This is a genomic window from Anabaena subtropica FACHB-260, assembly GCF_014697105.1.
Classification (GTDB): Bacteria; Cyanobacteriota; Cyanobacteriia; order Cyanobacteriales; family Nostocaceae; genus Trichormus; species Trichormus subtropicus.
In genome coordinates, this window is record NZ_JACJRF010000043.1 from 15,372 (window position 1) to 28,994 (window position 13,623).

The window sequence follows — 13,623 nt, forward strand, 5'->3', positions numbered from 1 at the left end:
CTTAGTATCAATTTTTGGAAAAACCGCAAATTTCAATTTCTTCTTCGCTAAAAGTATCTTTCAGTATCTTGCGGAGAACACGCTGAATATGAAGGTGTTTTCCCGGCTTGACTTTTGTCAGCGTCAGCAGCAATAGATGATTCTCACCAAAATTTTCTAGTCCAGCTACTCGTGTGGGTTCTAAAACATCATGTTCATCCAACTTTAACTGCTGTCCAACCTTCTCAACTACTCTATACACATGATCTAAATTGGAGTTATATGAAACGCTAACTTCTACTCTTGCATATATATACTGCTTGGAGAAGTTGATGATTGATCCAATATCTCCATTGCGAATAATCTGCAATTGACCATCAGGATGACGGATATGAGTGGTTCGCAGTTCAATCGCCTCTACAACCCCCTCAACACTTCTCTCTTCCATTTTTCCAGCTTCGACATAATCACCAACCAAGTAATAGTTTTCAAACAGAATCAAAAACCCACAAACGACATCATTAATCAGGTTTTGCGCCCCAAGACCAACTGCTATACCCACAATTCCTGCACCTGCTAAGATAGGCGCAGGATCAATACCAATCAACTTGAGTATAGTAACTCCGGCAGTAAAATAAATGAAATATTTTGCGAAACTCCGCATTAAAGGAATCAGTGTCAGCCGTTTCTGTTGCTGTGATTCATTTGTATTTGTAGTTTTTATGTAAAACTCATCAAGAAGGAAATAAGCAACTTCAATCAAAACATTGCTAATAAAATAAACCCCAATAATCTGCACAATATTAGGGGTATAAGCACTTATCCAAGCGATAGGTTCTATTTCTGGAACAACAAGATTGATTATGCCAAGATAGAGGATGTATTCCAAACATTTTTTAAAAAGGGGGATTAAGTGGCGTAAACGTTGGTATAAACGTAGTAAATCGTTAGAACTGGAGTATTTAAGACTTAGGGCATCAAGAGTATCAACGATAGTAGCAACAGCTTTAACAATAAGTAAGCCAACTGTGACAATAATGTATATTTTTAAGATAATGTAAAGATATTTGGTAACGATTTCTGGGAGGTAGAGAAATTTAGCACATAGGATAACAGAAGATATCCAGAGAGTATTAATAATAACTCTTTTTAGTAGTTTAAAAAAAGCTTCGATACTTTCATCATTAGCTTTGATTTGATCTGCTTTCTTGGCATAATCACAGACCAAATCTATACCCTGGCTTAAGAGTGGGATGCTAAATTTAACTAGCAATAGCAAACTCACACTTTTTAAGCTTGCCGTAAAAATATTGATCCAAAATTGGGTAGGAAGACTGCGAATTAGATTAACTTGAAATTCCTGAACGTTTCCACGTCGATAAATCACCATCCCATTCACACCAATTAGCCCAAGGCACAGAATCACACAAATCAAAATTAGAAGTCTGCTGATATTCCGGCGAAGAAAGGTGATATTTGCAGTTCTTCCTTGCAGCCAAGAAACTTTAGTGACCTGCTTAAAGATGATGCCAATCACCCAGTTAAACACCGAGAAAATTAGTATTAAAAATATGACTTCGCCCAGGATAATTAGTATATTCATCTTGTGAGTATCTGTTGGCTCATTTATTGAATTTGAGCAGGGAACTACTGCAAAAGTGCCTGAAAGTAGCTTTTATCTGTGTGCATGGATATAGTCCACAAAATAAAATCTCGGACTAAGCCAGAATCTCAGCCAAGCATAAGCTCCTAGACCTAGTAGTGCGATCGCAATTAAGGGTAAACCTATCTGAAGTTGCAATCCATCGGGAAGGAGAGCAACAACGCAAACAGTAATAACAGAATAGATTAAAAGCGCTGCTTGTAAGCGTTGCACAACCAAAAGTGCTTCTCGACAGCTACGACAATGTTTGGTGTGTTGATTGTAGCGATCAAGCATTTGTTGGCGATCATTATTGATATTCAATATTGCTGGAACATTGATTCCCACTTCGCTCCAAGGTAGTTGTCCGTGACAATAGCGATCAAACCAATTCCTAAACTCAATTACTAAACGGTCTGCACTTGTGGGTAGCTGATAGGCAGTTTTCCAGCTAGTGGTAGATTTTCTTTCTTGGAGAAAATACTCTTGCTGCTGTAGAAGAACCATATCTCCATCAATAACCAGATTGCGATCGCTGATATGATCCCACCAACGGGGTTTGAGATGATAGAGAGTTTTGGCAAAGTTACGGGCAAATTGAATCACAATTCTAGACTTACCTGGAGACACAGGTATACAGTAGCTGACAAATCCAAACTGTTTACTGTTATCGCCAAAACTAAACGCATATTCCAAGCGACAAGGTGGTTCAAAAGTGATTGTTCTGTGAAAAGGCCCAACTGTTGTCGCTTCAATCAAATTGGGTGTTGATTGCACAATGTTGAACGCAATCGGTCTTGCTTTTGAGCGATCGCCCTGCACACCGTGATGAGAAAAAGGAACATGACTCGGATCTGCCACATTTTCTACAAGAGTTTGCCAGTCATATTCTAAATCCCTTACAAAAGAAGACCAAACAAAGCCTTTAGTTGCATCTACTTGCGATGATAAAGGTAAGGGTGTACTAGCAGCTTGTTCGTTTGATTTTGCATCTGGCCAAACCCAGAGTAAATCCTGTTGCTGACGAACTGGTAGTGCTACAGTACATAGATTTTCTTTATTCTTGCTTACAAGTTCGGGATTTTCTGTTTGGGGAATATGAGTACAAATTCCCTGTTCATCAAATTGCCAACCATGATAGCTACACATTAAATTCCCCGTTTTATCATCAATGCGTCCTTCACTTAGGGGAGCAAGGCGGTGGGGACATTGATCTAAAAACACCCGGAAAGTTTGAGATGATTTGGGTTTCCAGATCACTAAACGCAGTCCTAGAAGTGTTACTGAAGTTGGTTGTTTAGGATCTAAGTCTTCGACTGGCGAAATAGGATACCAATGCTGAAAAAAATTAAATTCCGGTTTCATTTGCCAAAAAATTAGGGTGTCGGGGGTAGGGTATAGGGAAAGAAAAAGACCTATAATTGAGTGAATTTAGAGCCGTCCCGAATGGCACGAAGAAAAGGTAAATGGGGATGTCTTTATTTCAATCCCAATCCGCCACGAACTTTATAGGTGCTTGCACTCTATTTGTGTGTGAGTTCCCACACCCCAACCCCTCTGAATCAATCTGATAGGTATTTTCGGCTTCTACTCAATTAAGATAAAACCTCAGTCTGTAGTAGCGCTTTACGTAATGCGGTTACTGCTTCTTCTGTTTCTATCAACCTATTGAGAGCAAGCGCAATATCATCTTCAACCTTCAGCAGTTTAGCTGCTTTTTTTACAGCTTTTTGCTCTTCAAGTGAGTAATCGCCATCGGCACGAGACATTTGAATTGCATGGTACAACAATGATCTTGATTTTGACCAAGTAGAAACATCAACTGAAATCTTCGTCAGTAGGGTTTCTAAATCAGTATTTTTGTATGCAAATGTTTTATATTTTTCTATTACCTCTTCAGGAGCGCCAGCCAAGCGCTGATGATTTACTAACCAGTTAAATTCGGCTTCTGAAACCTCACCATCTGCTCCAGCAATAGCGAGCAGTGCATATCCATAGTTAAGGTATGCTTCAAGGGGAATTTCGGAAATACCTAAGTTTTTTTTCAGAAATTCTGAAGCAGGCAGTACTTCTTTAATCTTGCTCACAAATTACCTCTTTGATATTTTTGAGAATTTACTATTTAGTGGATGCTATCTACAAATGTAAAAATCGTTTTCCAGGTTTCTAATTAGTGTCTATCCATGAGAATCCTTGGAAGATTATTGATTATTACTATTGGGATAGATGCCTTCAAATACTCTCAGCATCAGAGCAAAAATGCAAGGACAGTTAAGACAGTTAAGACCGTTAAGAAATTAATAATTAATTTGTATTGATAGTTGATTTTTTCATAAGTATTAATTAATTAATACTTAATTCTTTGTGAAAAAGAATCTTACCTAGACAACTTGGTAAAAGAAAAAATCTGATGATGGGTTACAAACTCGAATATAAATTTTGGCGTTTAACCACCCTGTAGCTTAATTGACCGTGAAGAGAATGCACATTACAGTTCAAATGACTATAAGGTATTATTGAGGACAATTAGCCGCGACTTTGCAATAGAGATGCACTGTCACAGTAATCTTGGAAAAATCTAAGTTTTCTCTCCGGGTAGTAAGAAACCATTACACTATAATTTCTTACTACCCAAATCATTAAATCAAGCTATTGACTGTCTAGCATATTGATCAAATAGGTCAAGACTAATCATAAAATCCTGCTACCAAGAGAATTGTTAAGTCTATCCTTTGTCCCAATATACTGCTAACTCAATCCTCGAAATCTTTATTAATCCATTCACGTCCAGCTTGTTCAGCTGCTTGGGCTGTGAAATATATCTTGCGTTCTCCAAATACAGCGCCACCCAAACTGAGAAACCGGAACTGCCAGCAATCAGTTTCTGTGTAGAAAACCAATAAAGTCAACCCCCTGATCCCAACAAGTAGGTGAATTTGGACTTGGTTGTCTGTCATTATTCAGCTGCTATGCCTCATTAGCAATTTAGCTATTAATTATGGCAAAGTACTTGATTAACGACGACTGTACAAGCAATGCTCGATATTTTACAGGTAAAACAGCCTTTTTGCTGTGTAAATACTCCGAAAATACGGAATGAGAAGTGCTGAGTAAAAATTCTAGTGGTCTATCACATTAATTTTCAGGGGTAAATGTGTTCGTAGTCAGGACTTTAGTCCTTTAAGTTCTAAGCGCTAAAGTGCTTACCCCAAAAGTATGAAACATCCAAAATTTTGTGGCTCGGTGGAAACGCCTTGTACTATGGAAAGTAGAACTTTTCACATAATAATTATGCCTTATTCTGAAAAACTTATGAACTACCCACCTACCCGCAAGGGCGATCAAGTTGATGATTACCACGGTACTTTAGTAGCAGATCCTTATCGTTGGTTGGAAGACCCTGATTCAGAAGCAACTCAGGCTTGGATTGAGGCACAAAATCAAATTACTTTTGCTTATTTAGGTGAAATTTCTATTAGAGATAAAATTCAACAGCGTCTTAATAAAATTTGGGACTATGAGAAGTATGGTATTCCATTTAAAGAAGGGAAAAATTATTTTTATTTCAAAAATGATGGATTACAAAATCAAAATGTTCTTTATACTTTGAAATCCCTTGATGCTGAACCAAGAGTTTTACTCGATCCCAACAAACTTTCTGCTGATGGTACTGTTGCTCTTTCGGGTTTAGCTATTAGTGATAATGGGAATCTTTTAGCTTATGGTTTATCCACTTCTGGTTCTGATTGGCAAGAATGGAAAGTTCTGGATGTGGACACTGGTGAAGACTTGCCAGATTATTTAAATTGGATTAAATTTTCTGGTGCATCTTGGACAAATGATAATCAAGGTTTTTTTTATAGTCGTTATGATGAGCCAAATGAGAAAACTAAATTAGAAGATGTCAACTATTATCAAAAGCTTTACTATCACCGATTGGGTACAAACCAATCTGAAGATATACTAATTTATCAACGTCTTGACCAAAAAGAATGGGGGTTTAATGGTGGTGTTACAGAAGATGGACGCTATTTAATAATTTCAGTTTGGTTGGGGACTGATTCCAGAAATTTAGTCTTTTATAAAGATTTAACTAATCCCAACTCTGAAGTAATAGAACTAATTAATCAATTTGAAGCAGATTATAGTTTTATTGATCATGATGATAGTGTGTTTTATTTTCGTACTGATTTAGATGCGCCAAGAGGTAGAGTAATTGCCATTGATACTGCAAATCCAGATAAGGAAGCATGGCAAGAAATTATTCCGCAAACTGAAGCTACATTGGAAGGCGTCAATATTTTAAATAATCAGTTTGTTGCTGATTATTTAGAAGATGCTCGCTCGCAAGTCAAGATATTTGACCTCCAGGGTAACTTGATTCGTGATGTGGAATTACCGGGACTTGGTTCTGTAGGTGGCTTTGGTGGTAAGCGTTACGATACAGAGACTTTTTATAGTTTCACTAGTTTTACTACAGCAGGAACTATTTATCGTTACAATATGGTCACAGGAGAAAGTGAGGTTTTTCGACAAGCAAATGTAGATTTTAATCCTGATGATTACGAAACTAAACAGGTCTTTTATCAGAGTAAAGATGGTACACAAGTACCGATGTTTATTACCCACAAAAAGAGCATTAAATTAGATGGAAATAACCCTACTTATCTTTATGCTTACGGTGGTTTTAATATCTCATTAACGCCAAATTTTTCTGTGAGTATGTTAGTGTGGATGGAGATGGGTGGCGTTTATGCGATGCCAAATATACGCGGTGGTGGTGAGTATGGGGAAGAATGGCATCAAGCAGGAATGAAGGATAAAAAGCAAAATGTCTTTGATGATTTTATTGCGGCGGCGGAATGGTTGATTGCTAATAATTATACACAGCCTGCAAAACTAGCGATCGCTGGCGGTAGTAATGGCGGTTTATTGGTAGGTGCTTGCATGACTCAGCGTCCGGAGTTATTTGGTGCAGCTTTACCCGCAGTCGGTGTGATGGATATGTTGCGATTCCACAAGTTTACTATCGGCTGGGCTTGGACTGCTGAATACGGTTCACCAGATAACCCGGAAGAATTTCCCACACTCTATGCTTATTCACCACTGCACAATCTCAAGCCAGGTACAGCTTACCCAGCTACTTTAATTACCACAGCAGATCATGATGATCGCGTTGTTCCTGCCCATAGTTTCAAATTTGCGGCAGCTTTGCAAGCGGCTCACAATGGTAATACACCAGTGTTAATTAGAATTGAAACTAAGGCCGGGCATGGTGCAGGTAAACCCACGGCGAAAATTATCGAAGAAGCCGCAGATAAATGGGCTTTTTTGGTGCGGACTTTGGCTATTGATGTTTAGAGTTGGATGGAACCTAATACCAATTCATAATTCACAATTAAAAAACTTAGATGCAGCAAGGCTTTTAGGTTTTACATTTGTATCATGTTTTTCGTGAAATGGTATAACGCCAACGCAGTTCGCAATTAAGAATAGAAATTGCAGTGGAGTTTATATAACTTCACGATTTCACTATGCTTGCAGAAGCAACGAAGGGAGGAAAGTCGTAGAAACAGTAATATGAAAATTCCACCTGATGCTATTATTGCCGACGAAAAAATTACCCTCTACTTATTAGTACCGAGAGAACAAGATGATAAATCAAAGTTTCTCGCCCAAGCTGGATTTACACAAGACAACCCAGAACTATTGAAAGCAGCAATTTGGCAACTGGCAAATTCAACAGAAGCAATACAAGATAGAGATAATGAATATGGGGTGTTCTATCGCGTCACTGGTGAATTAATCAGTTTAAAGGGGCGAAACTTAGCAGTGATTACAGTTTGGCTGCAAAGGGCTGTTGATGGTAAGTTTCAGTTTATCACTCTCAAACCTAACAAGGAGTCTAAAAATGAACTTTGAACTATACCAGCGTGTTGCTTTAAATCAAGACTTGGATGAATATCAATTAAAAAAAGGTGATGTAGCAACTTTAATTGATTTTATTCCTCATCCCAGCAATGGCGAACAAGGGTGTGTTCTAGAAGTATTCAATGCAACTGGTGAATCAATAGCTGTTGTCATCGTTCCCATAACTGATATTAAATCACTGCAAAATCACGAAATTTTAAGCGTTCGCTCGTTGGTGGAAATTTAGATTACTCAAGTTTTGATATACAACCTTACCTTGGGATTAGATTTTCACCTGCTCATTAGGGGTAGTTGTTTTGTTGGGGGTTGGTGGTGATTTACGTCCCGAAACATCATGCAGTAAACCCATAAGTGCGGGAACAACGGTAGGAGTCAAGATAGTGGAAAACGCTAAACCGCCAGTCAAGACAATACCTAAGCCTTGATATAGTTCTGAACCTTGACCGGGAAGAACTGCCAGTGGTAACATCCCTAACACACTAGTGCCGGCAGACATGAAAATAGCACGTAGGCGATCGCGCGTGGCATTATAAAGGGAAGCGTCATAATCTTCCCCTGCTTGCTGGAGTTGCAAGGCTCGATCAACTAGTAAGATGGCATTGTTAACTACCACACCTGTAAGAATGATAAAGCCTAAGGCTGTAATCATATCTAACGCTACATTCATCCCCGGAATCTGGTTGGCAATCACTAGACTTAATAGTGCGCCACTCATCCCCATTGGTACAGTTGCCATAATTACCACTGGATAAAGGAATGAGCGATATAGTGCCACTAGTAATAGATAAGTGATAAAAATGGAAAATGCAAAGGCGCTGGCTAGTTGAGTTACAGTTGCAGCTAACTGATCCGCAGAACCAGCTAGATTCAACCTATAACCTGGAGGTAAATTGGTACGTAAAGGTGCAAGAATTTCGGTGTCTGCTCGTTCTACTAATGTACTCAATGGAGCGTCAGGTGCTAGGGAAACGGTGAGACTAATTGAACGTTCTAAATTGACGTGATTAATCACATCTGCACCTGTAGTTTCTTGCAATTCGGCGACATCACCTAACTGCACCTGTCGTCCTCCTGCATATAGAGGTAATTGCCGTAGTTGTTCTGGTGTTTCCACCGCCGTATTCTGTAATTCTACGGAAACGTCTAGTTCTTCTTTGCCATCAATGTAGTTGGAAGCAATCCGACCACCCAGAGCAGCTTCCACCATTGAGCCAATTTCTGCTTCCGATAGTCCTACCTCTGCAATGCGTTCTCGGTTAGGAATGACTTGCAGTTCTGCGGCTCCCATAACAAAGTTAGAACGGATGTTCCGCACGCCTGTAAGCTGGCGCAATTTGCCTGTGATTTGTTTCTCTAAGTCGCTTAACTGATCGAGGTCATCACCAATAATATCGATTTCAAATTCCTTACCAGGGTCGCGGAAGATGGAAATCCGCGTTGGTACGATAAATCGATATCCAGCAAAGTTATTGCTTTGAGCGCGTAACCTATCTACCATCTCTGCTAGTCCAGTAGTGGTGGCAAACTCTGGCTTTAAGATGGTGGCGATACCCCGCAAAGCCCCTGGACGGTCAACATACATGATCCGGTCTACTTCTGGTTGCGATCGCAAGAATGCCTGGATAGATTCAGATTGACGAATTGCTTCTGGTATGCTGGTTCCTGGTAAGGGTTCTGCTCGTAATACAACTAGGTTACGATTCCCTTCTGGTAAATAATCCGCAGGGGGTAGCAGCAACACGCTGATGACAAGTAAACCTACAGGAATCGACAAAACTATTAACCTGCGACCAACCCGCTTCCGTCCCAATGACCAACTCACACTAGAGGCGAGAAATTCTTCTAGTTTGCCTTGGAAATGACGAAACACGACAGAAGTCTTAGCTACTCCTCTCTCTAACCAATTACCGCCACGATATTCGCCGCCCTCCATCATTTGCATCGCTTCCGATTGCTTGAGGAATAATCCCGATAGCATGGGTACTAAAGTTAAGGCTGCAAATAGGGAGAATAGGGAAGAAGCCGAAAGAGCGATCGCCATATCGATGTAAAGTTGTCCAGCTTCCCCTGTCACCATCGCTAGAGGAACAAATACTACAACGTTGGTTAAGGTAGAACCAAGCATTGCTCCCCAGACTTCTTCTGTACCATCAATCGCAGCCCGCAGAGCATTTTTACCTTGCTGCATATGGGTGAAGACATTCTCAATCACCACGATCGCATTATCTACAATCATCCCCACAGCAAACGCCAGCCCTGCCAAACTGATAATGTTTAATGTGCGTCCTAATGCAGACATGACAATAAACACCATAATCAATGTTGTAGGAATGGTGATGGCTACCACCGCTACAGTCCGCATGGAACCAAGGAATAAAATCAGAACTACTGTAGCCAGTAGCGCCCCACTCACCAAGTTACCTTGGACAAAGTTGACGGATTGATTGATGTACTGGCTCTCATCATAGTTGTAGACAAAACGAATCCCCTGGTTTTGTCTGTCGAACTCAGCTTGTAAAGCCGTAATTTCTGCTCGAATACCCTTAGCAACTTCTGGCACATTCGCCCCAATTTGACGAATCACACCCACAGCAGTCCCTGGCTTGCCGTTAAATATCAAAGCACTATCCTGGGGTTTGCGTCCCATCTGCACTTGTGCCACATCCCGCAGATAAACGGTGCCGGATTGATCGCGCCGCAATACAAAGCCCTCAATTTGAGATAAATCCTGCGAGCGGCTGACGGTGCGGACTCGGTATTCTCTGCGTCCTAAAATTAACGGCCCGCCCCGAATATCGCGGTTGTTTTCCCGCAGTACCTGTACCACATTCCCAATAGTCAGATTGCGATCAGATAAAGCTTTCGGGTCAACCCTTACCTCTACTTCCCGTTCTTGTCCACCAACCACGAGGAATTGTCCTGTTCCTTGCACCCGTCGCAAGCGCGGAATAACTACTTCTTCCGCTAAATCTCGATAGCGGTCAGCATCCGGTTGGAATCCATCCTTCGTATCAAAGGGAATCCACATCATCGGGGAGCTATTGCCACCCACCAATTCCACACTCGATTCCTGAGCTTCTGGTGGCAAGCTGCTCACCTGCTGCAAACGGTTGATCACATCAATCATCCGTTCTTGCACATTGGTATCTTGAGTAAACTCCAGAGTAATACTACTGCGTCCAGCACGAGAACTACTGGAGATTTCCTGAACCCCCAGCACTTCTTCCATTTGCTCTTCAATTGGGCGCGTAATCAGGTCTTCTACTTCCGTCGGCCCTGCCCCAGGATAGGTAGTGGTAATTGTAATTTCCGGGCGATCGCCTCCTGGTTGCAATTCTAAAGGCAGTTGCAGCAGGGAAAACACACCAAATATTGCTAACAGGCAAAAGAGAACAAAAGTACCATGCCGCCAACGGACAGCAGTTTCGATAAAGCTCATAGGATTGGGGAAAGAATTAGGAATTGGGCAGGGAGCAGGGGAAAGGGAGAGAGTCTTTGAGTGAGTTCTTACCTCATCTACCTCATTCCCAACCTCATTTAACTACTTTCACGGTTGCACCATCTTGTAAGCCATCACTGCCCCGTAGGACGATGTTTTGACCAGTGCGTAAGGAGGGGTTATAAATGGCTACGTCTTTACCCATGTCGGCAATCATCTCTATCTCTACCTGTTGGGCTTTGCCATCAGCGACAGTGAAGACTAACCACTGATTTTGTCTTCTGGTTAAGGCATCTCTTGATACCACAAAGCTGGAACGATTGGAGGGGAGGTTTAAGTTACCAGCGATCGCCATTCCTGGTAATAATCCCGCCGGAGGTTTGTCAATTTGGACGCGCACCCTTTGGCGGCGGGAGGCGGTATCGGCAGAAGGTACTACAGCTGTGATGTTTGCCCGTTGCTTCCACTGGGGTAAGGCGCGAGCTGTCAGGTCAATTGTCATACCTGGAGTAACTTGACTACTGAGTTCTTCTGGTAACTCTAGAAAAATATCAAAGCGATCGCCTGCTACTAAGGTGACAATGGAGCTAGAACTCTGCACTAAGTCACCATTGCTAATATGCCGCGTCTGTACTACACCTGATTGCGATGCTCTAATTTGAGTACGTTGCTGTGCCAGTTCGGCTTGTGCTAGGTTGGCTTTGGCTGCTTCTACATTTGCTCGTTGAGCAGCGATTTCTTCCCGAATCGGCCCGGCTTTGGCTTCCGCGAATTCAGCTTCTGCTTGTAAGCGTTCTCCCTGAATATCATCTAATCTCGCCTGCGCTTCTACTAACAATCTTTGAGATAAAGCTCCTTCTTTAACTAGATCGCTGGTGCGCTTGAGGTTATCTTCAGCTTCCCGTTCCCGCGCCTTAGCAGATGTTACAGTTGCTTGTCGTCGAGCCATAATTTCTGGACGAGTACCGACTTCCAGCCGTGCTAGGTTGCTTTGTTGTTGCGCTAGTTGCGCCCTAGCTTGAGAGATTGCCAATTGCTGATCAGTATCGTCTAGTACAGCAATTACCATCCCTGTTCGCACGCGATCGCCTGGCTGTACTAAAATTCTTTCAACAATGCCACTGGTTTGAGCGCGTAGTGTTGCTTGTTGCGTTGCTTCTACTTGCCCCAGAAGCTGTACATTTCTAGTAGCAGTTCCAGTGGCGAGAGCGATCGTTTCTACAGCCCGTGGGGGTGGTGCTGGTTGCTGTTGAGCAACAGAACTCTGCGATGTGCCAGCAGGAGCCAGCATCCGCCAAAGGATAATCCCCCCAGTTGCCACAAACAAAATAAATAATGTCCGCAACCAGGGTTTGCCGGAACGGGTAGGCACTAACTCAGAGGGTACAGAACTGTCTGATTGGGTTTCAACTGTGGAAACTGGAGTTTCAGAGGTATCCATAGGGGTTGATGGCAGGCTATTCAGGGTTAACATTTAACGGTTGACAACAAAAAAGCAGCCGTTAACTATTCGCCATTAACGGTCAAACAATTTTGGATTCTAAATTGCAGGATCAATTTGGGAGACTATTGGTCAATAATTTGACCTAATCCAAAAATTATCTTGTCTGTATTTTGATATGTAAATATGACAAAGTAATGTCAGATTGTATATTTTAATAAATAAATATGACATTTTACGAAAAATAGGGGACAATCAATTAAAAATACAAAAATTTTTAGCAACTAATCTTGATGATCCACCGGTCGATAGCGAATAAGTTCCTTAACTCGTTCCGGTGACAAACCCAACTCTTGAGAGAGCTTGGCTTCTAGTTTGCTCGGTTCGGTGATCGCAAACTCAAACATCATAGTTTTGAGCGTTGAGTGATTCGTTTTCACCCTTACCAGGGAAATTCCTGTTTGCGGCAGAATTTCTACATCAATCGCCACTAGCTTTCGCTTCATCTGCCATGCCATTTGGGTATCAGCTTGGAGCGATTTTTTGTGATCGTAGTCTCGACTGAGTATTTTATCGCCGACAAAGCTACTTCCCAACCAAAAAATCAACCCAATCAATGGCAAAGACAACCAAAACACGAAGCCTAATGTTCGTAACACTGGAAAAATTTGAAGTTGAGGCATGACAAGGGTGTAGAGTTTTAAGGATAGTGTATTCATTTCCATGACATTTTTATTTTTTAATAAATAAAACTGCTACCTCATACTCAATAAATTTAGCGTCAGAAGTAACCAAAACCATTTTTTCTAGTAATGCTTGCCCTATCAACAGTCAGTCAAAGGGGTCTTTATGATAGTCAGGAAGGGAAGCTGATTTTACAGCGTGTTTTTACGTTATTGATAAAAATTTAAATTGAGTATGAATAATAGCTTCTAATAGGTTTTCTGGTGTGTTAAGCTGCTTTTTTTTCTTTTTATTTCTATTTCCCAAACACTTGCCGCGCTCCCAAATACTTCATTGGATGGATCTGAAATTTGCTGACGACCTTCCGCTAAGAGATAAGTGATATCTTCAAGCGACCATATCAAAGCACAGGAATCAAGTATAAACCCCTAATTTTATTACTGACATTTTTGTGTCACTGTTTTAGCTTAATCTTAAAAATTAAGAAGCGAAAATTACAGCAAGCAA

At 41.2% G+C, this 13,623-nt stretch carries 10 protein-coding genes; 3 read left to right on the plus strand and 7 right to left on the minus strand.

The annotated features are described in order from the left end of the window. Positions 1-7: 7 nt before the first annotated feature. From H6G18_RS19705 to H6G18_RS19720, 4 genes are all read right to left on the minus strand, one after another. Positions 8-1,582 carry a mechanosensitive ion channel family protein gene (locus H6G18_RS19705; RefSeq protein WP_190408796.1) on the minus strand — a complete coding sequence of 525 codons (1,575 nt, stop codon included), beginning with the start codon at positions 1,580-1,582 and terminating at the stop codon, positions 8-10. A gap of 72 nt (positions 1,583-1,654) precedes the next feature. Next, the gene (locus tag H6G18_RS19710) at positions 1,655-2,986 is read right to left on the minus strand and encodes an aromatic ring-hydroxylating dioxygenase subunit alpha (RefSeq protein WP_190408797.1); all 1,332 of its coding nucleotides are present in this window, start codon (positions 2,984-2,986) and stop codon (positions 1,655-1,657) included. A gap of 230 nt (positions 2,987-3,216) precedes the next feature. Then, the gene (locus H6G18_RS19715; protein WP_190408798.1) at positions 3,217-3,708 is read right to left on the minus strand and encodes a TerB family tellurite resistance protein; all 492 of its coding nucleotides are present in this window, start codon (positions 3,706-3,708) and stop codon (positions 3,217-3,219) included. A gap of 666 nt (positions 3,709-4,374) precedes the next feature. Next, positions 4,375-4,578 carry a hypothetical protein gene (locus tag H6G18_RS19720; protein ID WP_010995097.1) on the minus strand — a complete coding sequence of 68 codons (204 nt, stop codon included), beginning with the start codon at positions 4,576-4,578 and terminating at the stop codon, positions 4,375-4,377. 334 nt (positions 4,579-4,912) lie between these two features. Here H6G18_RS19720 and H6G18_RS19725 point away from each other — a divergent pair, with 334 nt between their 5' ends. The 3 genes from H6G18_RS19725 to H6G18_RS19735 all read left to right on the plus strand — a co-directional run bounded on the left by H6G18_RS19725 (position 4,913) and on the right by H6G18_RS19735 (position 7,778). Next, entirely contained in the window at positions 4,913-6,982 is a 2,070-nt protein-coding gene (locus tag H6G18_RS19725; protein ID WP_190408799.1) for a prolyl oligopeptidase family serine peptidase, read from the plus strand. A gap of 219 nt (positions 6,983-7,201) precedes the next feature. After that, positions 7,202-7,543, plus strand: coding sequence for a DUF6883 domain-containing protein (locus H6G18_RS19730; protein ID WP_190408800.1), 342 nt, complete (start codon positions 7,202-7,204; stop codon positions 7,541-7,543). Next, entirely contained in the window at positions 7,533-7,778 is a 246-nt protein-coding gene (locus H6G18_RS19735; protein ID WP_190408801.1) for a DUF4926 domain-containing protein, read from the plus strand. Before H6G18_RS19730 ends, H6G18_RS19735 begins: the two co-directional genes overlap by 11 nt. Positions 7,779-7,814: 36 nt before the next feature. Here H6G18_RS19735 and H6G18_RS19740 read toward each other — a convergent pair whose 3' ends face one another. The 3 genes from H6G18_RS19740 to H6G18_RS19750 form a co-directional block, all read right to left on the minus strand. Then, positions 7,815-10,991: an efflux RND transporter permease subunit gene (locus H6G18_RS19740; protein ID WP_190408802.1), complete on the minus strand. Its 3,177-nt coding sequence runs from the start codon at positions 10,989-10,991 to the stop codon at positions 7,815-7,817. Positions 10,992-11,085: 94 nt separating this feature from the next. Further along, entirely contained in the window at positions 11,086-12,432 is a 1,347-nt protein-coding gene (locus H6G18_RS19745; RefSeq protein WP_190408803.1) for an efflux RND transporter periplasmic adaptor subunit, read from the minus strand. 284 nt (positions 12,433-12,716) lie between these two features. Further along, on the minus strand, positions 12,717-13,151 hold the full coding sequence (locus H6G18_RS19750) for a hypothetical protein (protein ID WP_242040413.1): 435 nt from the start codon (positions 13,149-13,151) through the stop codon (positions 12,717-12,719). Between the last annotated feature and the right edge of the window lie 472 nt (positions 13,152-13,623).